This is a genomic window from Natronomonas sp. CBA1123 (genome assembly GCF_009741925.1).
Lineage (GTDB): Archaea > Halobacteriota > Halobacteria > Halobacteriales > Haloarculaceae > Natronomonas.
The window spans coordinates 1-22674 of sequence record NZ_WPCC01000049.1 but is presented as its reverse complement, the minus strand read 5'-3'; the positions used below and the strand labels follow the sequence as shown (position 1 = coordinate 22674).

Annotated in this window: 19 protein-coding genes and 4 pseudogenes; 5 read left to right on the top strand and 18 right to left on the bottom strand. The window is 68.6% G+C overall.

All coding sequences use genetic code 11. The features are described 5' to 3' along the window. Both GJ631_RS19105 and GJ631_RS16200 read left to right on the top strand, forming a co-directional pair. Positions 1-554 (top strand): annotated as a pseudogene (locus tag GJ631_RS19105) (luciferase); the annotation flags it as partial. Further along, positions 554-1675, top strand: coding sequence for an FAD-binding oxidoreductase (locus GJ631_RS16200; RefSeq protein WP_156710153.1), 1122 nt, complete (start codon positions 554-556; stop codon positions 1673-1675). The pseudogene GJ631_RS19105 and the gene GJ631_RS16200, both read left to right, overlap by 1 nt. Here GJ631_RS16200 and GJ631_RS16195 read toward each other — a convergent pair. Both GJ631_RS16195 and GJ631_RS18755 read right to left on the bottom strand, forming a co-directional pair. Then, positions 1672-2109: an Hsp20/alpha crystallin family protein gene (locus GJ631_RS16195; protein WP_156710151.1), complete on the bottom strand. Its 438-nt coding sequence runs from the start codon at positions 2107-2109 to the stop codon at positions 1672-1674. The two genes, GJ631_RS16200 and GJ631_RS16195, sit on opposite strands and share 4 nt — an antisense overlap. Beyond that, positions 2106-2264, bottom strand: a complete 159-nt coding sequence (locus tag GJ631_RS18755) for a hypothetical protein (RefSeq protein WP_197425138.1) — start codon at positions 2262-2264, stop codon at positions 2106-2108. Before GJ631_RS18755 ends, GJ631_RS16195 begins: the two co-directional genes overlap by 4 nt. A 68-nt stretch (positions 2265-2332) precedes the next feature. Here GJ631_RS18755 and GJ631_RS16190 point away from each other — a divergent pair, with 68 nt between their 5' ends. Both GJ631_RS16190 and GJ631_RS16185 read left to right on the top strand, forming a co-directional pair. Further along, positions 2333-3136: a DUF429 domain-containing protein gene (locus GJ631_RS16190; protein ID WP_156710150.1), complete on the top strand. Its 804-nt coding sequence runs from the start codon at positions 2333-2335 to the stop codon at positions 3134-3136. A 49-nt stretch (positions 3137-3185) separates the two neighbouring features. Then, positions 3186-4913 (top strand): radical SAM protein, encoded by a 1728-nt coding sequence (locus GJ631_RS16185; RefSeq protein ID WP_156710149.1) that lies wholly within the window; start codon positions 3186-3188, stop codon positions 4911-4913. 20 nt (positions 4914-4933) lie between these two features. Here GJ631_RS16185 and GJ631_RS16180 read toward each other — a convergent pair whose 3' ends face one another. The 7 genes and pseudogenes from GJ631_RS16180 to GJ631_RS16150 form a co-directional block, all read right to left on the bottom strand. Next, a complete protein-coding gene (locus tag GJ631_RS16180) occupies positions 4934-6685 on the bottom strand; it encodes an acyl-CoA dehydrogenase family protein (protein WP_156710148.1) in 1752 nt (583 codons plus the stop codon). 42 nt (positions 6686-6727) lie between these two features. Further along, positions 6728-7328 (bottom strand): annotated as a pseudogene (locus GJ631_RS16175) (NUDIX hydrolase). Positions 7329-7352: 24 nt separating this feature from the next. After that, positions 7353-7815, bottom strand: a pseudogene (locus tag GJ631_RS16170) (hypothetical protein). Positions 7816-7842: 27 nt separating this feature from the next. Then, positions 7843-8962, bottom strand: a pseudogene (locus GJ631_RS16165) (glycosyl transferase family 2). A gap of 61 nt (positions 8963-9023) precedes the next feature. Continuing rightward, positions 9024-10226, bottom strand: a complete 1203-nt coding sequence (locus GJ631_RS16160) for an MFS transporter (protein ID WP_370518709.1) — start codon at positions 10224-10226, stop codon at positions 9024-9026. Positions 10227-10270: 44 nt separating this feature from the next. Further along, the gene (locus GJ631_RS16155; protein WP_156710146.1) at positions 10271-11155 is read right to left on the bottom strand and encodes a hypothetical protein; all 885 of its coding nucleotides are present in this window, start codon (positions 11153-11155) and stop codon (positions 10271-10273) included. 48 nt (positions 11156-11203) lie between these two features. After that, positions 11204-12295: an aldo/keto reductase gene (locus GJ631_RS16150; protein WP_156710145.1), complete on the bottom strand. Its 1092-nt coding sequence runs from the start codon at positions 12293-12295 to the stop codon at positions 11204-11206. Positions 12296-12522: 227 nt separating this feature from the next. Between GJ631_RS16150 and GJ631_RS16145 the strand changes: the two genes are divergently transcribed. After that, a complete protein-coding gene (locus GJ631_RS16145) occupies positions 12523-12747 on the top strand; it encodes a hypothetical protein (RefSeq protein ID WP_156710144.1) in 225 nt (74 codons plus the stop codon). Positions 12748-12763: 16 nt separating this feature from the next. Here GJ631_RS16145 and GJ631_RS16140 read toward each other — a convergent pair whose 3' ends face one another. The 9 genes from GJ631_RS16140 to GJ631_RS16100 form a co-directional block, all read right to left on the bottom strand. Continuing rightward, positions 12764-13909, bottom strand: coding sequence for a bifunctional oligoribonuclease/PAP phosphatase NrnA (locus GJ631_RS16140; RefSeq protein WP_156710143.1), 1146 nt, complete (start codon positions 13907-13909; stop codon positions 12764-12766). 87 nt (positions 13910-13996) lie between these two features. Continuing rightward, positions 13997-14884, bottom strand: coding sequence for an SDR family oxidoreductase (locus GJ631_RS16135; protein ID WP_156710142.1), 888 nt, complete (start codon positions 14882-14884; stop codon positions 13997-13999). Then, on the bottom strand, positions 14881-15306 hold the full coding sequence (locus GJ631_RS16130) for a DUF5791 family protein (protein WP_156710141.1): 426 nt from the start codon (positions 15304-15306) through the stop codon (positions 14881-14883). Before GJ631_RS16130 ends, GJ631_RS16135 begins: the two co-directional genes overlap by 4 nt. 43 nt (positions 15307-15349) lie before the next feature. Next, on the bottom strand, positions 15350-16852 hold the full coding sequence (locus GJ631_RS16125) for a stage II sporulation protein M (protein WP_156710140.1): 1503 nt from the start codon (positions 16850-16852) through the stop codon (positions 15350-15352). Positions 16853-16890: 38 nt separating this feature from the next. Next, the gene (locus GJ631_RS16120; protein ID WP_156710139.1) at positions 16891-19788 is read right to left on the bottom strand and encodes a hypothetical protein; all 2898 of its coding nucleotides are present in this window, start codon (positions 19786-19788) and stop codon (positions 16891-16893) included. Further along, on the bottom strand, positions 19785-20570 hold the full coding sequence (locus GJ631_RS16115) for a hypothetical protein (protein ID WP_156710138.1): 786 nt from the start codon (positions 20568-20570) through the stop codon (positions 19785-19787). Before GJ631_RS16115 ends, GJ631_RS16120 begins: the two co-directional genes overlap by 4 nt. Continuing rightward, complete coding sequence (locus tag GJ631_RS16110) at positions 20555-20953, bottom strand: hypothetical protein (RefSeq protein ID WP_156710137.1); 399 nt, start codon at positions 20951-20953, stop codon at positions 20555-20557. Before GJ631_RS16110 ends, GJ631_RS16115 begins: the two co-directional genes overlap by 16 nt. Further along, the gene (locus GJ631_RS16105) at positions 20934-21401 is read right to left on the bottom strand and encodes a hypothetical protein (protein WP_156710136.1); all 468 of its coding nucleotides are present in this window, start codon (positions 21399-21401) and stop codon (positions 20934-20936) included. The genes GJ631_RS16110 and GJ631_RS16105 overlap by 20 nt, the downstream gene beginning before the upstream one ends. Before the next feature lie 23 nt (positions 21402-21424). After that, a partial coding sequence (locus GJ631_RS16100) for a type II secretion system F family protein (RefSeq protein ID WP_231754008.1) occupies positions 21425-22674 on the bottom strand: 1250 nt, incomplete at its 5' end.

The window sequence follows — 22674 nt, the reverse complement described above, 5'->3', positions numbered from 1 at the left end:
GCGACGATGGCCTCCTCGCGGGGGATGCCGGAAGCGGCCACCCGCGTTCTCGTCGCCGGCAACGGCGCGTACCTGACCGACGAGGAATCCAGCCGCGCTATCGCCCACGGCTGAACGCCGCCCGCGAGGACCCCCCCCGAGGCGTGGGTCGGAACCGAAGGCATCGAGCGCGTCGCCCTCGCCGCCGGCGGCACGCAGTTCGAGTTGCTCTCCCGCGGCACCGACCGCGAACTGCGGGCGCTGCGCGCCGCCGGCTTCGACGGCGACATCGCGCTGTACGCTCCAACCGTATTGAGTGACGACGACGACGAAATCCTCGATTCGGTCGGCGGCTACGTCGCCCGCCGCGGCCCCGTCCGGAGAGCACTGCCCGACGGCGCCGCCACCGACGCCCGACGCCGAGGGACGGGCCCGAGAAATCCTACTGGACGCCGCGAGTGACTTCGCGCTCGTCGGCGACACCGACGCCGTCGCCGAACGGGTCGCGGACCTCGAAGCCGTGGGCGTCGACCGCGTCGTCGCCCCCGGCTCGCGGCCTCGCGGCGTTCCGCTGATGGCCGCCGGAGGCCAACCGCCCGCCGAAGCGCTGCCGAGCGTCGCTGTCGTCGGCTGTGGCGTCGTCGGGGCGACGGTAGCATTGGAGTTAGCCCGCCGGGACGCCGACGTAACGGTTTTCGAGGCCGGCGACGTGGCCGCCGAATCCAGCGGCCGAGCGGCCGGCATCTGTTATGACGCCTTCGCCGACGCCGTCGACGCCGAAATCGCAGAGCGCGCCCTCGACCGGTTTCGAGAACGCGGCGCGCTCACCGACCACCCCTACGTCTGGCTGGCGCGGTCCGGCGACGACCGCAGCGCCGAGGCGATGGCCGAACACGTCCCCCGAATGCGACAGCAGGGCCGGGACGTGTCGTTCCTCGACGCCGACGACCTCGAATCGCGGTGGCCGACGCTGGAAACCGACGACGTAGCGAGGGCCGCCATCGCCCGCAACGCCGGCTACGCCGACCCCGCAGCGTACACCCGCGAGACGGCCGAACTCGCCGTCGGGGAGGGCGCCGACCTCCGGACGGAAACGCCGGTCGAACTCGACGGCACGGGTCGGGTCGACGGCGAGGACTACGACGCCGTCGTCGTCGCGGCGGGCGCTCACACCGCCCGACTGCTCGGCGAGGCCGGCCACCCCATCCCGGTAAAAGCCTATCGCGTGCAGGCGCTCCTGACCGAGCAGACCCCGCTTGCCGACGGCGTCCCGATGCTGTACGACGCCACCGGCGGCTACTACCTCCGCCCCCGCGACGGCCGACTGTTCGTCGGTGACGGGACGATTCCGGAGGAATACGACCCGACCGACTGGGAAGAATCGGCCGACGGCTGGTTCCGCGAGAACTGTGATGAGTATCTCGACACCGCCGTCGGCGAGTCAGTTACGGAATCACGGTCGTGGGCGGGCCTCTGTACTGCCACGCCCGACGGCGACCCGCTGGTGGGTGAGCGTGCGCCCGGCCTCTACGTCGCTTCGGGCTTCCAAGGTCACGGCTTCATGCGCGCACCGGCTATCGGCGAGGCGCTCGCAAACGAGGTGCTGGGGGAGGAAGGAATCGACGCGTTCGACCCGACGCGGTTCGAGGGCGACGAGTCCTTCGAAATCGTCGAGGGGATGACGCTCGAAGATTAGGCGCCGGCGGTCGCGTCGATGTCCTCCGAGTCGGTCTCGTCGGCGTCCGGTTCGGAATCGTCGGCTGCTTTCGGAATTCGCACCTCGAGGGTTCCCTTCTGGGTCACCGTCGCCTCGGCGTCGGCAGCCTCCACGGACGCATCCTCGGGCAGTTCGGCCGACCCTTTCAAGCCGAGCCCCCGGCCCGGAAAGCGCATCTCGTAGCCGTCGTGGAACTCCCGGAACCGGTCGAGACGAACCGTGATGGTGTTGTTCTCGAAGCTCACGTCGACATCGTCGGCGGTCGCGCTGGGGGCGTCGAAGACGACGAGCACGGCGTCGTCGCTCTCCAGTACGTCCGCAGCCAGCGGTTTTCGCTCCTGAACGCGGCTCGACGCCCGGCCGATGCCGTCGAGGACGGCCCGGCCGAGCGACTCCCCCACCTCCCGAATCATACGTGAATTTCCTCCAGGCCGCCGCTTTCGCCGCAGTACGGACAGGAAAACGCCTCGACACCGGTCCCGTCCGGCATCGAGTACTGGTAATGAAGTTCGAACATATCCAAATCGCAGTCGTTGCGCGTACAGACGACTTCGAGCGTCTTGGGCATACACCGGTGTAGGGGCGAGACGCTAATCAATGCCCCGGCGTTTTGAGCCGTCGGCACCTAACCGACGCATGGAGATTCGCGGCGTCGACTTCAGCGGGGCGGCCGAACCCGGCGACGACATCTGGATTGCCGAAGGGGCGTGGGACGGTGACCGGTTGACGGTTCGACGGTGTCGGTCGGCCGAGGAGACATTCGGTGTGACGGACCGAACAGCCGTGTTGAGCCGGCTCCGAACGGCTCTCGAAACGGCACCGGGGACGACAGGACTGGATTTCTCGTTCGGCTTGCCCGACGCGTTGCTCCCCGACTGTGAGACGTGGCGCGAAACCCTCGAATGGTTCGAAGCGACGTTCGCCGCAGCCAGCGCCGACGAGATGCGCGAAGAACTGAAGCGCAAAGCGAGAGTCAGCGACGCCGACGGCGTAGAGTTGAAACGACGGACCGACGACGCCGTCGGCGCGAACTCCCCGTACAGTTTCATCACCTACTACCAGACGTTGTACGGCATCCGCGAGGTCGTGGCGCCGCTCGTGGCCGACGGCCGCGTCGCCGTTCCGCCGATGCAGCCCGTCGGCGAGCGAAACCTCGTGGAAATCTACCCGGCTGGGACGCTTCGCCGTCTCGGAACCGTCGACGAGACGTACAAAGACGGTGCGGCCGACGCTCGCCAGCGACGTGAGACGATATTGAACGCGCTCGTCGAGTCGACGCCACTCGAATTGGCCGACGGGATACGAGCGCGTGCCGTCGACGAGACCGGCGGTGACGCCCTCGACAGCATCGTCGCCGCGGTCGCGACCGCCCGCGCGGTCCGGCGGGACTTCGACCCGGACGGCGGTTACGGCGAGCGCGAGGGCTGTATCTTCGTCTGAGTCGACGCCATCCGCATCCGTTTTACCGCTCGACCGCCACGTTCGGGGTATGAAAGAGCCGGCGACGCTGGACGTGACCATCGTGGACGGCTACGTCGACGAGCCGGCGCACTTCGGCGTGCCGCCCTACATCTCGACGTATCCGCGCTTCGCGGCGGGCGCCGCCGTCGACGCCGGCGTGCCGCCGGAGCAGGTGACGTATCACACCATCGACGAACTCCGCGAGGAGCGTTCGAAGTGGCGCGACGTGGCCGAAGCGGACCTCTTCGTCTACGTCGGCGGCATGACCGTCCCCGGGAAGTACGTCGGCGGCACGCCCGCCGAACCCGACGAGGTGAAGGAGTTGGCGTGGACCGCCGACGGGACGAGCGTGATGGGCGGGCCGGTGCGGTTCGGCGTCGGCGAGGCCAACGAGGGAGCGACCGAGACCGAACGGCAGAACCTCGATTACGACTTCCTCGCCGGCGCCGACATCGAGGCGGCAGTGTACGACCTCGTCCACGGCGGCCTGGAGGGGTTCGAGGACCGCTACCGCGACAACGCCGAGTTGGACCGCTGGGCCGCGAAGGGTGCCTTCATCATCGAACAGCACCCCGACCACCCCGACTACCTCATCTGTGAGATGGAGACCTCCCGGGGCTGTCCCTACCGGTGTTCGTTCTGTACCGAACCGATGTACGGCGACCCCGACTTCCGGACGCCCGGTTCGGTCGTCTCCGAGGTCGATTCGCTTGCGACCCACGGGGCACGCCACTTCCGACTCGGCCGACAGGCCGACATCCTCGCCTACGGTGGCGACGGCGAGGCACCCAATCCCGAGGCGCTGCGGGAGTTGTACGGCGGCATTCGCGAGGCAGTGCCGGACCTCGGGACGCTGCATCTCGACAACATGAACCCCGTGACTATCACGGAGTACCCCGAGAAATCCCGAGAGGGAATCCGCATCATCGCCGAACACAACACGCCCGGCGACACGGCCGCCTTCGGCCTCGAATCGGCCGACCCCCTCGTACAGGAGGAGAACAACCTCCTTGTCACCGCCGAGGAGTGTCTGGAGGCGGTTCGGGTCGTCAACGAGGAGGGCGGCTGGCGCCCCGGCGAGGAACCGGGAAGCGGCCCCTCCGTCGACCCCAACGCCGACCGCTTACCGAAACTGCTGCCCGGCATCAACCTCGTCCACGGCCTGATGGGCGAACGCCGGGAGACGTTCGAACACAACAAACAGTTCTTACAGGACGTCTACGACGAGGGACTGATGCTCCGGCGCATCAACATCCGGCAGGTGATGGCCTTCGAGGGCACCGAGATGGCCGAAACCGGCGCCGACATCGCCCACGACCACAAGAAACTGTTCAAGCAGTACAAACGAGAGGTTCGTGAGGAAATCGACAATCCGATGCTCCAGCGGGTCGCCCCGCCGGGGACCGTCCTGCCGAACGTCTACCTCGAGTACCACCAGGACGGCAAGACCTTCGGCCGGCAACTCGGGACCTACGCGCTGTTGGTTGGGATTCCGGGCGAACGGGAACTCGGCCGCACCGTCGACGTGGCGGTCACCGACCACGGCTTCCGGTCGGTGTCGGGCGTCCCCTACCCACTCGACGTCAACAGCGCCTCGATGGACGAACTGCGGATGTTGCCGGGCGTCGGTAAACAGCGCGCCGGCAACATCGTCGTCGACCGCCCGTACGACTCCGTCGCGGAGTTCGACGACGGCGGTGGGGGTATCGACCTCGAGAAGTTCTGTGATGCCGACTCGACGGGCCGGGCCGACTGAAACCGGCCACGGCGGTCCGATTAGTCGTCGGCCGGCGCCGCGGCGAACTGTTCCGGTTCGGCCCGACCGAAGCGGGCGATAGCCTCGAACGCCTCCAGCGGCAGTCGGTTATCGTCGGTGATGCCGCGCGCATCGGGGGCCTCCAGCCGCGTCCGGACGAACCACTTCGCGACGAGTAACTCGCGGGCGTCGTCGGCTTCCGCCAGCCGCCACGCGGCGCGTTCGAGCAGTATCACACCAGCAGTCACGTCGAAGACGTAATCCGCCAGTTCCTTCGCTTCCAGTTGTGCGGCCTCGGGGTCGGTCGTCGCCACGGCGTCGAAGGCATCCGAAAGCCCCGCCAGTTCTGCTTCGACCGTCTCGGCGGCGTCGGCGAGCGCCGGAGTCTCGAGTGCGTCCAGTCGTTCTTCGAGTTCCGACAGCAGCGCCTCGTGGGAGCTCTCCGAGAGCATCGAGCGCAGTACGTCCAGCGCCATGATGTTGGATGGCCCCTCCCAGATGGGGAGCACCTGTGCGTTCCGCAGGAGTCGGGGATTGACGAACTCCTCGACGTAGCCGTCGCCGCCGCGTATCTCCATCGCATAGGAGGCGGTGTCGACGGCCATCCGCGCGGTTCGGTACTTGACCACGGGAACGAGCATCCGCATGAGCCGGTTGGCGCGCTCGGCGCCCTCGCCGTCGCGTTGGCGGGCGCCGTACTGTTCGGCCGCCTCGAAAGTCACCGCCAGTCCAGCCTCGTGGGCGACCGTCATATCGACGAGGTCCCGGCGCATCAGCGGCTGGTCCTCGAGCGCCTCGCCGAAGGCCTCCCGGTTGGCGGCATGGACTTTCGCCTCCAGCAGCGACCGGGCGACCGCACCGACGCTCCCGATGGCGTTGTACAGCCGTTCGGCGTTCAGCATCTCGGACATGTACTTGAATCCCCGTTCGGGCTCGCCGACGAGTGTCGCCGTCGCACCCTCGAAGACGACTTCGCCGGTCGGGACGCTCTTCGTGCCGAGTTTGTCCTTCAGTCGCCGGAACAGGTACGTCTCGCGGTCGTTGTCATCGGGGTCGAAGAGGAACAGCGACAGCCCCTCCGTGCCCTCGGGCGCATCGGGACGACGAGCCAACACCAACGCCGCCCCGGAGTCGATGTTCGAACAGAACCACTTCTCGCCATGCAGTTCGTAGATTCCCTCGTCGTCGGTCGGTTCGGCCCGCACCTCGTTTGCACCCACGTCGGACCCGCCCTGTTTCTCAGTGAGGAACATCGCGCCGGTCCGGAGGCCGTCGTATTCGCGAGCGGTCAGCGCGTCGTAGTACGCATCGAGCGTTCCGTCGTCGAACTTCTCCAAGACGACGGCGGCGCCGCCGGTCATCGCCGCCGGACAACTCAATCCGACACTCGAGGTCTGGTCCATCAGACAGAACTGCGCGAAGTGTTCGACGGCCGAGAGCGGTTCCTCGCGGCCGGCCGGCGCCGAAAAGCGGTTTGCGATGACGCCGTTTTCGTACACCAACCGCTCGTTTTCGAGGTGTTTGGGGTGGTAAGTCACCTCGTTGGCTCGCTCGCCGTTCCGGTCGTAGGTGTCGAGTTCGGGTGGGTTGTCCTCGACTACGTCGGCGTTGTTCGTCACCGTCGTTCCCATCGTCTCACCGAACGACGAGAGGATGTCTTCGGGTGGGTCCGCGCTCCGCCGTCGGATCGTCCGCTGGAGGGCGCGGTCGTAGGTCCAGTAGTTGCAGTCCCGGCCGCGGTCGAGGGCCGCGTAGTCGAGTGGGTCGGTCATACCCCTCGAATGGGCGTGTGGTGTGAAAACGGTTCTCCCGGTTCAGACGGGGAACTCGGCGTCGGGGTCGACCACGCGGTCGGGTTCCTCGGGTATCTCCCAGTCAGTGGCGAGTTCGAGGAACTGTGCGAGCATCCGACCTGTCGCCCCCCCAGACGGTGAAGCCGTCGACCCGGAAGTAGTGGACCCGAATCTCGCCGTAGTGGGGGTGGTCCCGCGACTCCGATTCGTAGTTGTCGAGGTCGATGAGTTCGTCGACGGCGAGGACCGCGATTTCGGCCACTTCGCTCTCATCGGGGGTGTACTCGCGGTCGGGGATCTTCGCGACGAAGGGTCGGACCGCGTAGTCGGTGACCGTCGGGATATCGTCGAGGCGGCCGATGACCTCGACCTCCTCGGGCCGGAGACCGATTTCCTCGTTGCCCTCGCGTTTCGCCGTCGCTTCGAGGTCTTCGTCTTCGGGTTCCCGACCCCCGCCGGGAAAGCTCATCTGGCCGGGGTGTTCCCCGAGGTGGTCGGCACGCTTCGTAAACAGGAGGTACTCGCCGTCCGAGCGGGAGACGATGGGCGCGAGAACGGCGGCCTCACGCTCCGCACCGGTGATTTCGTCCGGGGCGTACGCGATGAGCCGCTCCCAGTTCATACTCGCCGTACGCCCCCGACGCTCTTAGTTCGTCTCATCGTGGGCGGCATCGAGGCGGTCGCGGATGTCGTCCAGTTCGACGCCACCCCCACGCTTCGAGGTCGTAACTCACGTCGAGTAACTCGGCTGCGCGGGCCGGTTCGTCGTTTGCGACTGCGCGGGCGGCGTCGACGCGCAGACGCTTCTCGGCGGCGCGACCGACCGCCTCGCGGTCGACGTGTCGCGTGTCAACGTCGAGGATGTGCGGGAGGTCCTCGGCGCCGTCCGGAAGCGTCGGAAACGCCGACGGGCCGGGCGCGAGCAGGTCCTCGGCATCGTCGCGCTCGACGACGACGAGCGCGAACGCGTCGAGGGCGTCGTCGATGGTGCCGTCGGGGACGGACTCACCCTGTCGGTAGGCCAACTCCGAGAGCGCCTCGGCCAACTCCGCGCGGGTGAGCGCGCCGAAGAGGTCGACGATGCCGGCCAACTCGTCGGGCGTGAACATCGGTGGAAACGTACTCGCCGCGGTACCTCAACGTTCCGGCACGGCGTCGACGGACTCGACGGCTCCTTCGAGGTCCGCCGCAGCGGCGTCGGCGACCTCGGCGGGCGTAATCGCCGCCTCCTGCCACGCCGGCAATCGCGTATCCTCGGATGGCGGCGCGATTGCATCGGCGTAGGTCTCGACCTGTTCGCGCTCGCCGGAGCGGTCGTATTCGAGGTCGTTGAACGCCGAATCGAGCGCGTAGGCGTCGACGAGTCGCTCGGCAGCCTGTCGGTAGCGCGCCGGGAGCGTCTCGTAGTCGTGCGTGCCGCCGTTGTCCTCGACGGCGCGCAGAAGCGCAGAAGCGACCTGCTCGGACATGTCCGACAGCCCGCTCGGACCCGACACCGCCCGGTGGTCGTGTTCGTGGACGCCCAAATCGACCTGTGCGCTGCCCGCGGCCCCGACCAGTCTGAACGCCTCGCCGAGCGTGCCGACTTCGAGTCCCCAGCCGCGCTGGACGCGCATCTGACGGGCGAGCGTGCCGGTCGTCGCGAACTCACCGGCGAGGGCGTACCGGAACGAATCGAGGTACTCGACGACTGTGGCGTCGGTGCCGGCGTCCAGCGCCTCGACGAGCGGTCGGTAGAACAGTCGGAACAGCCGCCCGTACAGCCGGTCGTTCTCCACGCGGGCGTAGTACCCCTTCGAGAACTCGTGGCCGTGGGCCAGCGGAAACAACAGTTTCGGGACGTGGAAGGCGTCGTAGTTCTTCGCGTCGGCGTCGTGGACGACGACGTAGTCGCTGTCGGCGGCGACGCCCAAGGCGAGCCACACGTCTCGGCCCTTCCCGCGGGTGCCGTTGAGGCCGTTCGAAGCGAGTAACGCGCCGAGTTCGGGGCCGTCACACCACAGCAACTCCAGCGGGAGGTCGAAGCCCTCGAGCCAGGAGGCGACCGATTCGACGCAGTCGGCGGAGGCCCGCAACGGGACGACCACCCGCTCGGGGGGCGACCGTCTCCAACGCCGAGAGGACGCGCTCGGCGGCGAGGCCGGCGTGTTCCCGTTCGGTCATGGGAACGACGACGGCGGCGTCGTCCGTCGGCGCCTCAGGGGCGGCGTCGCCGAAGTCGTGGAGCGTCGTCACGCGCTCCTGTACGTACTCCATTGATTGGATGGAGGGGCTACGCATCGAAAAAGGCCGGCGTTCCGGCATCGTGTGTGAGCGGCTACCGAGTCGTCCCCTCGACGGTTTCGCCGGGGACGCCGCCGGCCGGCAGTCGCCCGGCGAGATACAGTCCGAACAGCACGACGACGACCGCGCCGACGACGCCGGCAATCGCCCTGAACGCGACCGTGTAGCTGACGCCGCTTGCGACGACGACGCCGATGGTGCCGGACCCCATCGCCTGCACCACCATCATCGACGCCGAGTACAGCGCGTAGGCGCTGGCACGGTGGTGGTCCGGCAGCGACGCCAGCAGGTACGTATCCGCCGCCGGGAACAGCGAGTGGACGACGTAGCCGAGGACGACGCTGACCGCGCCGACGGCGAGAAGGCCCTCGGCGAACGTCAGCGCAACGACGCAGACGACGAAGCCGCCGACGATGCCCAACAAAAGCGGGACGTTCGGCAGTCGGTCCGCGAGCCGGCCGGTCACGAGGAAGGCGGGGACGCCCGCGGCGAACATCAGACTCAGAAGCGTCCGCCCCGTCGCGGGGTCGATTCCCTTGGCGACCTCCAGATAGTCGCCGTATAGGTTGAACAGGCCGTTCCAGAGGAACCCCGCGGCCCCGAGGAAGGCGATGCCGGTGAGGACGATGGGCCACTGTGCGCGGGCGGCCGCGAGGATGCTCCTGTCCTCGGCGCCCGCCTCGGGGAGGTCGGTTCGGCGGGCCGCCCACAGGAAGAAGGCGGTCGCGAGTGCGGCGACGACGGCGATGCCGCGGAACGTCGTCCGCCAGTCGCCGACCAACAGGACGAAACTCACTGCAAGCGGCGCGGTGACGGCTGCCAACTGGCTCGCCATGCCGTGGACGCCGAGCGCCCGCCCGACCGTTTCGGGGTACAGTTCGCTGACCAACGGGTTGGCCGCGATGAAGTAGATGCCGCTGGAGAGTCCCATCAGGAACGCGCCGACTGCCAGGTGTGTCACCGACTCCGATAGCGAGGTAAATAGCGACGTGACGACCAGAAGCGTCCCCGTCGCGGCGACGACGCGGTGCCGCGGCACTCTCGTCAGGAGGTAGCCGGTCGGGAGCCGCGGGGCCGCACTCCCCAGCCAGGCGGCGCTGGTGACGACGCCCAGCGAGGCCGCTGTCACGCCGAAGTCGGCGGCCGCCGGCTGAACCAGCGGGGCGAAGACGACTCGTGCGAGGTTGACGAGGAACACCGACGCACACAGCGAGCCGAACAGTTCGCGGCGGGACACGGCGGCGATTCGAGACGGCGCGGTTTGAACGAATCGAAGCCGACTCACCCGCTCGTCGACGGGTATCGGAGGTCCGACCAGTAGTCGGTGCCCTCGTAGCGGGCGAGCCAGTAGCCGCCGCCAGTCTCGGGGCGGACGGCCTCGTGGGCGCGGAACCGCTCGGCCACGGAGCGGAAGGCGTCGTTGGCCGACCCCTCGTAGTACCCGTCCTCGATAGCCTCGGCGACGATGTCGCGTTCGGCCTCCGAGAGTCCGGAGAGGGTAAAGCGGTACTCAGAACGGACCTGTTCGGCGAACTCGGCGGCGTCGGCGGCCACCTGCTCGGCCTCGTAGCGGTAATCGTAGACGGTTATCTCCCGCCCGTCGTCGACGCGAATCGGATACCGCGTCCCCTCGTAGACGACGGCGTCGTACTCCTGTTCGGGGACGAGCACCGACGCCTCGGCGGCCTCCTCATCGTACTCTTGGCCGACGCCGATGTCGTAGCCGTCGCTGGTCGGGGGGTCCTCCGGCGGCGGTAACAGCGAATCCAGCGCCTCGCGGTCGACTTCGGGAAGGTCATCGTAGTCGATGGCCGACCCGCCGGGCGTGTCGGTCCCGGGGTTGTAGTCGATAGCGATGTCGTACTGGGTGATTTCGCCACGGTAGGACTCCGTGAACGAGAGGGTGTAGTACGCGCCGTCGTGGGCGACTGGTCGGTCGGTTTCCAGCGGCGGCGACCGACCGGAGGCGGTCGCGTTGCCGCTGTCGACGGCGTCGGAGACGATTCGGCTGCCATCGGGGTCGTTGGACACGTCGCGACTCGCCCGCTCGGCGAGGGCTTCGTCGTCGACCTCGTCCATCACGAGGACGGCGGTCGGGTGGGCACAGCCGGCCAGCGGGCCGGCGAGGAGGGCGGAGGCGGTCGCAAGCAGAGTTCGGCGGCGCATCGAACGGAATCGACGACGCCTCCGGAATAGGTCTTGTGTACGTCGGCGCTATCGGAAAATCGAGTCGAAGGCGTCGGCACCCATCGGCGCGAACGTCCCCGCGGCGACGTTTTCGGCGGCGTGGTCGGACGAGCCGGTCCCGACCAGCGCCGAGGTGACGCCGGGGGCGCTGCGGGCGAAGTTGAGGGCCCGCTGGGCCGGCGTCTCCCCCGAGAGTTTCGCGTCGACGGCGTCGGGGATTTCGCCCTCGACCGCGAGGTCACCCTGCAGAATCGACGCCGAGGTGAACACGTCGATGCCGGCGTCGTTGGCGAACCACAGCGCGCTCTGGGCGCCGTCGGCACCCTCGTGGGCCGACAGCGAGAACGCGTCTGCCATGTGGACGTTGAACGGGAGTTGAATCGCCCGGAAGTGCGTCCCACCGGTGCCGGCGCGGTCGGAAGCGGTTCGGGCACGAGAGACCACCTCCGGCAGCGAGAGGTGCTTTTCGTGGTCAGGCCGGACCCGAAACGCCTCCCACGTCGCGACGCCGTAGTGGCGGATGTCGCCCGCCGCCGCCCGCTGTTCGAGTCGGGTGAACGCGTCTTCGAGGTTCTGATACACCGTCTCGCGGTCGAACTGTGCCAGTTGGGCCTCGGGGTTGTGGAGGTAATAGAGGTCTATCGTCTCGAGACCGAGGTTCGAAAGCGAGCGGTCGAGACTCCACTCGAGGAAGTCGGGCGCGAGGGAGTTGCCCATAACGAGGTCCTCGCGGTCGAGGACGCCGGTGTCGAGGAACTCCGATTCGATGTACGCCGAGGCGTCGTTGGGGCGCTCGCCGTCGAAGGGGACGAACCCGCCTTTCGTCGACACCATGACCGCCTCGCGGTCGACGTCGGCGTCGCGGATTGCCTCGCCGACGACGCGTTCGGAGCGCTGGTCCCGGTAGTTGATAGCCGTGTCGACGACGTTGACGCCGCTTTCGAGCGATTCGACGATGGCGTCGTGATACCGCTCGTCGGCGGCGTCGGTCGAATCACCGAGATACGTCCCGACGCCGACCGACGAGACGAGACAGTCCGCGAACCGCCGGAAGTACGTTCGTGCGAACGACTCGTGGAAGCGGTCGCGATACGCCCACGTCGCCGATTTCGTCGCCATACCCCCGTTAGGAGAGAGGGGGACAAAAGCACCGTGTCGGAGGCCACCCGCTCGCGACATCGGGATATCGAGGGCAGCGACGGCCGCCGACAGCCATCGACAACCACTTTGAAAGGACCCCATAACCATGCGGAAAATAGCTTCATGACCCACACCGGGTAAGCGTTGCTTACTACACGAATGAAGCTTCTTACCGCACAACCGAACCTCGAACACCTCTCGGACCGATGGTAGCGTCGGACAGGGACGGCCTCGACCAACTGGCCGGAATCACCGGTCTCGGGTGGACCGCCTCGATAATCGGCTATCTCGGGACCGCAATCGGCATCGGGAACACCCTCGTCGCCCGCGTCGCCGACCCCCAGTCGCTTTTGTACCTCGGGGCAGTCCTCTTTGCGGCGACGTTCGGGCTCGATAGGCTCCGCGATAAACGCTCCAGCGGCGAGCGCTGACGGCGGTTCGAAGCCGTCAAATCGTCCCGCTCATCGCGTCGAACAGCCGCGATTCGATGTCCTCGGGAGTCCCGCCGTCGGTCGCCGCCGGGAGCGACGCCTGCCCGCCGCCCATCCGGGCGTGGCCGCCGGCACTGGCCTCCGAAAGCGGCTCCAGTGCCTTCTGTAGGGCTTTCCCCATGTGGACGCGGTCGTCTCGTGACCGCCCCGAGAAGTGGAGCGTCCCTTCGTGTTCGCCGAGGACGACGGCCGCGGAGACGCCTTCGAGACGGACGAGCTCCTCGGCCGCGGTCGCCAGCGCGTCGAGGTTCGACAGTTCGCCGACGCGACTGACCAGAAACGAGCCGTCGATTCGGCGGTGGTTGATTGCCCGCGCTTTCACTTCGAGCGTCTCGCCGTCGACCTGTGGATTGGCGATGCGGTCGAGGGAGTCGGCGTCGGCCGCCGGGAACAGGTAGGCTGCGGCGTCGAACTCCGCGGAGGTACACCCCCTGGTGAACGCCGTCGTGTCGGACTGGATGCCGTAGAGGAGTCCGGTCGCGAGCCTCGGCGTCACCGTCCTGCCGTCGTCGTCGTGGTGGACGGACCACCCGCGGTCCTGGAGGTACTCGGCGACGATGCTCGCACACGCCCCGCGGTTCGGCCTGATATCGGTAAACGCCAGACCTTCGCCGTTTCCGGGGTGGTGGTCGACGACGGCGTAGGGGTGGACGTACTCGGCGCCCTCGAAGCCGCGCGGTTCGTTGTGGTCGACCAACACGACGGCTTCGGTTTCCAGTTCAGCCATCCGATCGATGCGGTCGAACTCACACTCCAGCACCGTCTCGAAGGCGCGGTTCTCCGAGTGGCGTATCCGCCCGGGGTGTTGGATGACCGCCGACGTCCCGACGGTCTCGGCGATGGCGGCGACGCCCATCGCCGACGCCATCGCGTCGGGGTCGGGGTTCGGATGCATCAACACGGCCACGCGGTCACGCTCGGCGAGGGCGGCCGCGAGTCGGTCGCCCGCAGTCCGTCCGAAATAGCGTCTGAGAACCCGACCACCGAGGAACGCAGCGGCGACGAGAAACACGATGAGGAGGACCAGTTCTGGCCGCTGGACGAGGGCGTCGAGTGCCCGCTGGCTAACCGCCGCCGCCTCCCCGACGGCCTGACGCTCCATACCCCCGTGTACCTCGTCTCGGGGTAAGTAGCTTCGGCCGGGACGGTCACCGATGGGCCACCCCCCGATACGTCCCGAAGGCTCTCCTTACCCGTGTCGCTCGCAGTAGGCCTCGATTGCGTCCCGATACCCCTCACGGTAGGTCGGATACCGGAACTCGTAGCCGAGTTCCCGCACCCGGTCGTTCGAGCAGCGCTTGCTCGTCAGGATGCGGCGTCGGGCCGGTTCCGACAGCGAATCGTCGTCCAGTCGTTCGGCTTTCGTCCGCTTGGCTGGGCGCTCGACGCCGCACTCGTCGGCCAGCCAGTCGGCGAAGACCCACTTGTCGACGGGTTCGTCGTCGACGGCGACGAGCAGTTTCTCGTCGGTCGACTCCAGCATGAACCGGACGATTCCCGCGGCGTCGTCGCGGTGTATCATGTTCAGATACCCCTCCGTGACGGGGCCGTCGAGATACCGTTCGAGCCGGTAACGGTCCGGACCGTACAGTCCGGCGAACCGAGCGACCGCGCCGTCGATGCCGTACTCGGGGGCGAGTTCGCGGGCGGTGCGTTCGGCCTCGGCGAGGACGGCCGTCTTCTCGGTGGTCGGCTCCAGCGGCGTCGATTCGTCGACCCACTCGCCGTCGTGGTCGCCGTAAACGCCCGTACTGGAGGTGTAAACGAGGCGGTCGGGGCTGTTCTCGCGGTCGCCGAACGTCTCGATGGCCGTCCTGAGACCGTCGACGTACACCTCGCGGGCGGCGTCGGCGCCTCGGCCACCCGACGACGCCGCGAAGACGAGAGCGTCAACGTCCGGCACCGCTTCGAGGGCGTCGGCGTCGGTCACGTCGGCTCGGACGGCTTCGGCGCCGGTCGCTTCGACCGCTTCGATGCCCTCTTCGGAGCGCCGAACGCCGACGACGGCGTGGTCGTCGACGAGCTGTCGGGCGAGTTCGAGCCCGACGTATCCACAGCCGAGAATCGCGACCCTCATTTCTTCGACTCGATGTACTGATGGAGCAGCGCGAACTCCCGGAGCGTTATCGGAAACCGTCCCTCGACTTTCGACTGAATCTCGCGTGCCTCCAGTTGCCCGCCGACGCCGGATTCGACCGCTTCGACGTCGAGAACTGCCGTCGTCATCCCCATCAACAGCGCGTCACGCGACAGCGTCGCGATGGTTTCGGCGTCCGGCGTCTCCGAAAGCGCCGCGAGAATCGACGCTCCCTCTTCGAGCGTCAACTCCGGGTCCTCGCCGTCCGAGAGTGCCCTGAGCGTCTCCGTCTCGACACCAGCACGTTCGGCGACTTCCTCGACGCCGTGTGATTCGATGACCGCAACCAACTCCGCGACGTACAGTTCGTACAGCTCCTCCGGCGTGTACTCGCCGGGGGCGTCGACGACCTCGTGGAACATGGCCCGACTTCGGCCTCCTCTCTCAAGTAGCGTTCGGGATTCCCTACAGGAAGGGGCGGTAGTAGTAGGGGCTGACGAACCCCTCGATGAGGCCGGCGACCGCGAGCAGGATGCCCACGCCGACGCAGACCCAGAACGCCCGTTCGAGTTCGTCGGCTAGCGGCGACTGGGGGACGAACCGAGTGCGCCAGCCGACGATGCCGAGATGCAGCCCGAGGGCCCCTGCGATGACGAGCGCGGGAATCTCGATGACTCCATGTGGGGCCACGAACGCCAGCAGCTCCAACGGCGTCGTCTCGGTGCGCGCAATCGCGCCGAGAACCACTCCGTTGAACCACAGCGACACCGCGGTCGGAACCGCCAGGGCAAGCCCCGCAAAGCCGGTGCTCACCGCGACGGTCCAGTTGTTCGCGCCGAACTCGACGGCCGCCGAAATCGGGTTGTGCCCCTCCAGTCGCGCCGCGATGGAGGACGGAACCGTCTCCGCGAGCGGCGCCGCAAGCGTCCATCCGACGGCGCCACCGACGAGCGCGAATCCGAGGGAAGCGGCGTGCAACAGCGGCGCCGAGCGAACGAAGCCGACCGTCTCCGACCACCCGCGACGGAGCCCCGATTTCAGCCGGGGAGTGAGCGGCGTCTCGGGGGGTGCAGGCGGCGCTACCGACCCACGAGCGTCGCCGTACAGCGCGGTCTTCGTCACGTCCAGAAACGGCGAGACGGCGGTGAACCCGACGACGCCGACCAGCGGCGCACCGCCGAGGACGGCGAGTATCCCGGCGAGCGAACCGAGGACGAACAGCGAGGCGACCGCGACGCCGTAGTACACCAGCGCCGCGACCGGGTTCGAGCGGACGAACCCCAATCCGCCGCGAACCGCATCGAGGGGGCCGGCGTCGTCGACGACCACCGCGACCGGCGCGAAAGCGAAGACGGCCCGGACGGCGACGAGTGCCAACAGCGACACCGGAACGACAACCAACGCGAGCAGTCCGCCGAGCAGTGGCGACGCCGAAACCCCTGCCGCGACGGCGCCCGCTGCGGAACCGATGATTACAGCCCAGAGAACCGCCTCGAAGAGCCGGACGGCGAGCACCGACAGCCAGTGTCGCTTGCCGCCACGAATCGCCGCGACCGTCCCGCGCTCGTCTCGGAGTCGGGCGTAACTGGCCGATAGCTGTGCTGCGGTGGCAACGACGCCGAGCGCGACCGCGACGACCACCGCGAGGAGCAGCGAAACGCCGAGGACGGCGAGCGTCGTCGGTGTCATCGCGATTTCGAGAATCGACTGAACGTCGGCCATCCACGCCTCGAGTGCGGCCGGGTCGCCGTTCTGTGGCGGTGGGCCGAGGTCGGTGTTCGACAGCGCGGTACGGAGGTCCGCGAGTCGGCCCGTCGTCGAGAGATACAGGTACGTCACCGCGAGTCCGGCGACGGGAAACACCCGAACGACCACGGGTATCGCCGGGGCGAGGAAGTACGCGGGCAACAGCTCCGACGGTCGCTGCAACGCGACGGCTGCCGCTCGAATCGCCGTGGAGGGCTTCATAATCGCCGTTCGACCGCCCGGCAGATAAGTCTCGGTCGTCACGGGGGCCACCCCGGCGACCGTTCGTCGACCACGCCGTCGGTATCCCCGACGCCGCGTTTCCCCGGCGGCACGACGACCACCACGACCGTCTCGGTTCGGAACGATATCCGTTCGGCGGTTCCGAGACGGCGAGACTCGCCGTCGTGACGAAGCCGCACCGTCCGGCCGTCTCGGAGATACGTGACCGGTGCCCTCGAATCGCCGCGGTTCGCCCGGACCGTAAATCGCTCGTAGGTTCCGCCGACGGAGACGGTCCAGACGTTCCCAGTGGCGTACCAGTAGCCGGGAACGGGGGCAATCGGGAGGCCCGCCGGGAGCGCGCCGAGGCGCTTGCCGAGGGCACGTTTTCGGGCCTGTTCGGCTGCGCCTTGGGTTCCGTTCGCGACGATATCGGTGAGTGCCTTCCGGTAGGCCTTGCGAGCCGCCTCCCCTGCCTCGCTCGCGGGCGCTCGCCTCGGCCGGCCCCGTTCGTCGCGGAGGGCTACCTCAAGCCGGCGGTTCAGTCGAACGCGGAGTCGGTCGCGGTCTTCGGTGTCGACCGCCTCGACCGCTCGGTCGATTGCCGACCCGTTCGCCAACAGCAGGGCCTCGGTCGCCGTCGAGGTGTCGGTTCGAAGCGCCGACTCCGCCTCACCCTCGGGGATACCTTCCGCGACCATGGCCGCGGCGAGTTCGCCGCGAACGTACGCCGACGCCGCCTCGACTTCGGCGTCGAGTGCTCGCCGCTCAGCCGACGCCGTGTCGTTGCCCATCGCTGCGAGCGTCCCCGCGGCCGTCGAGAGGGCGACGCGGTCGGTCCCGAGAAACGGGATGCGGTCGACGACGGATTCCGCGACCGTGTCGTGGGGCGAGGCGAAGACGTTGACGTTCCTGGTCTTGAGCGGGTACACCGAACCGCCGCCACGGACGTCGATACGGTCCCGAGAAACCTCGCTCGTGGGGAGATACGACGGTGCCGCATCGACCGATATCGAGAGGTTTCCCGCCGGGTCGACGAGGCGCTCGGAGACCGGCCGATTCCGTGCCCGATGGGCCGCGAGCGCCCCGTCGAGTCTACGGGGGTCGATTCCGCGGCTGATGGCGTCCGTGATGCCCTCGTTCGTTCGGGCGTGGGTATCCGCGCGCGAATCGAGGTGGGCATCGAGACGTTGGAGATACGCGGCTCTGACCGCGAGACGCGTTCGGCCCCGAGCGTCCGTCGCGTTCGGACCGCGTAGGGTCGCCCGGCGCTGTCGGAGTGCCGACCGGAGTTTCGACGGCGGGTTCGCTCGCCCTGCACCGACCGCCCGTGCCGGTATCGAGACAGTGACGTTTCGGGTGCGCTCTCGAAGCGGTCGGAGGGCCTCGACGAGTACCGACCGCTCTACCGTCGCGGGTGCCGTCGCCGTCGTCTTCACCGAAGGCGACGCTCCGATTGCGGCGTCCCTGGCGGCGGTGCGGAGGCCGTCGGCTGCTTGCAGTGCGTCGGCACTCGCCCGACGGGTCGCATCTTCCAAGACGCCGTCGAGGTCGCCGGTCGGGACTCCCTCGATTGGCACGGTGCGAGCCTGAACCGCGACGCCGACGCGGGTCGACCACTCGGAGACGGCTTCGGTCGTGGTCGTCTCGTTGTCCCGTCGCCACGTTCGCGTCGTCATCGCCGTTACCCGGGCGTCGAACACCGTGCCGTATCGCGTCGACCACTCCGTCGAGTGGGGCGGACGGCCGCCGATTTCTTCGAGCGTGACGCGGTGGTCCGTCGACGTGGCGACGGGCCGCCAGCCGCTGCCGGGCGGGGTCGGTTCGCGCCGACCGCCCCGAGACTCCACTTCCGTCGTGACTCTCGCCTCCACCGTGTGGGCACGCTCGAGGAGGCTCGAAACGTTTCCGGGCGTGCCGATGCCGACGACATCGGCGTAGGCGTGGTCCGCGGAACCGTTGACCCCGACTTCGACCGTCGGGTCCGCGGGTGGCGACCCACGCCACGTGCCGACCGGTCGCTCGTCGGGTGGGTTCGGCCCGAACTCGTCGGCGCCCGCCAACACCGCGTCCGTCCACGCGCTCTCGCCACCGGCGGCGGAAAGCAGGTCGGTGGTCGCGACGCGTCGGCCGGCCGCGGCGATGCCGCGCTCGCCACCGGGGTCCGTCGTGCCGAAGGCGGCCTGCTGTTCGGCGAGCAACGCGTCGTTGGTCGCGAGTTCCACGTGTCGCGTGCCGAGAACCGACGAAATCGGCGCGCCGCCGTACTGGGCGTACCCACGAGTCCACGCGATGGGGTAGAGCCGTGCGGTCAATCGCCGGCCGAGTCCGGGTTCAGTGACGGCGGCGTTCGCCTGGCGCTCGAAGCGCTCGGTCCGGTCGTGGAGCGACAGCGCGGGGTTGGCAACGACGAACGACGGTGACCGCTCCACCGTCGATACCGGGTCACCGTTTCGGGTCGCCGTGAGCGTGAGGCCGTCGATTTCGACGCGAATCGCAGTGTCGTCTGTTCCCGTCGAGGAGAGCCGAACCCGCTCGATTGCCTCACGGTAGCCGTCCGTCGTCGCGTTCACCGGCGGGAGCGATGCCGTCGCGACGACATCGCCGCGGCGGAACGAGACGGGGTCGAGGCGGGCCGCCGCACGCAGGTACAACCGCAATCGAAGCGCGTCCCGGAACGGTTGGCTATCGTTCAGCGCCCGACCAGCCGTCGTGTTCGCCGGTCGGGTTACCGGCCGGGCCGCGGCGGCGGTCGCCGCATCGTCGGCAGCCCCCCGGAGTTCGGTCACTGATTCAGCAGTTACGCCCTCCATCGCACGGTCGACCGCCGGAGTCGAGACGGGTCGCTCGTGTCCGACCGTCGCCGTCAGCGTGACGCTGGAGACGACGAGCAGGACGCCGACGAGTGCGAACGGCACTCGCGCTCTGTCGTTCACGGTTCCCACCGCCTGACTGCGATTTCGACGGTTCCAGTCGTGACGTTTCGGCGAGCGGCCGCGGGTGAGTCGTACCGTTCCCGGAGGTCCCGACGTAACCGCGCCGCGAGAGCCTCTGTAAGCACATCGTTCGCACGCCGGACGCGAGCATCGGTTACGGCCGGACGAACGTCGACAGCGAGGCCGTCGCCGGCCCGACGATACCGACTCGAGACCACGGGTGCCGTTCGGACATCGACGAGCAGTGCTCGCGTCCGCTCGGGCGGAAACAGCCACGAGATGTACGCCGAAGCGAGTTCGCGGGGCAGGTCTTCGAACGTCGTGGCGTCGCTCGGTGGACGAACGCCGCTGTCGGTGGTCACCCTCGTAACGGCAACGGACGCGTCACGAGGCGGCCGGTCGCCGACCGAGACGGTGCCGGAAAGCGGGGCGTCGGGGTACGGTTCCCACCGTGCCGTGACGAACACTCGCCGGCCGGTCGAGGAGGCGACCGCTTCCCGAACCGAACCCGGATACTCCGAGTCCGTCAGTCGGTCCCCCGCAATGCGGCTGTCGAGTACGGCGGAGGTCCCGAGATGGCCCGCGAGGGTGTCGTGGGTCGCATGGCCGAGGCCGCTCGGAACCGTCGCGGTGGCCGTCGCGACGGTCCGGGCGGTCGAATCGGCGCGCACAGCGGGCTCTTCGTCGTCCGCGGGAACGCCGACGACCAGCGTCGTGACGGCGACACCGACGAGCAGTAGACACAGCGAAACGTCGAGGACGGTGCTCACGCCACGGGCCACACGCACACCTCCAGCGTACCGGGACGGACGGTCGCGGGGTCGATGCGGACGCTGACCCGCCTCCGGGCACACTCGCTCGCATCCGGCGGGGTCGGTCCGACAGTCCACGTGGACCCGTCAGCGACCACGGTCGCGTTCAGTTCGTAGCCGGCCGGTCGAGCGCTCGACGCGTTCGGGCCGAGCGGAACCACCATCGAGCCGAACGACGATGCCGTCGTGACGAGTCGGTCGGCAGCTGTCGGCGCGACCGCCCGGTCCGGCGACAGCGACACCAACGCCGCCTCGACGGCGCCAGCGTACAGTGTCAAACCGATGCAGACGGCCAACACTGCGGCCAGCGCTGCCAGTGGTTCGACCTGTGCCCTACCCGACCAGAACGACATCGACACCCTCCCAGGAGACTCGTCGAGCAGTGATTCGGTCGACGGCTCGCCACTTCGGGTCGTCGCTTCGGGCCGCGTTTGCGGTTCGCTCGAAGGCCGTCGGCGAGTCGAAGCGCGATTCCGGAGGCGCTCCCTCCAACACATCGGCGAGGCGCTCGGACCCTCGGGCCGGCGTTACGGGGCCGTACCGAAACCGGGCGTGCGTCGTCCCGCCCCCACCGCGGAGCGACAGCGACTCGGCACCGATGCGGGCGGCGTCGGCGTTCGGAACCGGGTGGTCGCCGACGGCAGCGTAGCGACTCGCTGCGACGCTGTCGACCGTCTCCGCCGCCTCGGTCGCTTCGGGAGGAGCCGCAGCCGGCATCGCGCTGGCGACGCCGAACACCGAACCACTGGCGATGGCGAGGCCGACCCAGACGTACCACGCGTCCAGGGGGATGTCGAACATACGAGCGATGGCCGCGTTTTCGGTTATAAACCTCCGGTGACGGTCGCGGCGGCACGGAACGCCGCGAGGTACGTCACCGTCGCCGCACACAGCGCGGCCCCGACCCGATAGCCGATGGTCGCCCGGTCGAGGCCACGGACGAGACCGGTCGACAGCGCCGTGAGAACGGCCGCGAGCAGGAGGACGTATACACCGACGGCGATGGCAAGCGGTGCGGTTTCGGGGACCGAACCGTCGAGCGTCGGTGCCGTACCGACGCTGTCGGCGAGGGCGACGGTCGTCCCCCCGACGAGCGGGCCGAAAAACGCGGCCGTGTTGCCGAGCGTCGACGTGACCCGAGCGAGGTCGCGACGGGCCGACGCTTCGACGCGTCGGAGGTCGGTGAGGTGGTCGGCAGTTTCCACCAGCGCCCGACCGGCCGGCCGTCCCTCCCGTGCCGCGATTCCGAGCAACTCGGCCGCACCTGCCGTGCGCTCGCTCGGAACCGACCTCAACGCGCCGTGTTCGCCATTGAACGCGGCTTCGACGCCGACACGGAGTTGGCGTTGGCGTCTAGCGGCGGCCGCGAACGTCTCACTGGCGACGCCGTCGAGTTCGTCCGCGGCGTCGGCGACCGCTCGCTCGACGGAGACGGCATCGACCACTCGGCGGCCGACGAAGTACATCGCATCCGGGAGCGCCGACTCGAGTTCGTCGGCGCGTTCGCGGACGGCGACGACGGGACGGTACGCGACGACGAGAGCAACGCCGACGCCGAGGCCGACGCCGGCGAACGGGACGCTCCACGTCGGGAGAACGACCGACACAGCGAGTGCAGAGCAGACGGCGACGAGTCCGCCGGCGACGACCGGTCGCCAGCGCCGGTTCGGCACGTCCGGGTGGTCCGGTCCGACGCGGGCGGGCGGAAAGGCGACCGGGCGGTTGGCGAGCAGCCAGCCGCCGGCACAGCACAGTCCGAGTGGCAACAGCAAGTCGTAAATCACGACTATGGCGGGTATCGTGGCTTCGAGTCCGGCCGCACCAGCGGCGGGCAGTACACCGACGAGTGCGAGCGGCAGGAGGACGCCGAAGGCGTACAGCGCCGTCGCAGGCCCGCGGAGCGAGTCGGCGGCGTCGGCCGCCCGCTCCCGCGTTCCGTCGAGGGCGGCGTCCATCGCCCGGTCGAGCGCTCGCGTGCGCTCACCCTTGGGAGAGTCGGCAGCGGCGTCGACGAGCGTCACCGCCCGGTGGAGCGCCGGGAACGTATCACGCCACATCGCAGCGAACGCTCCAA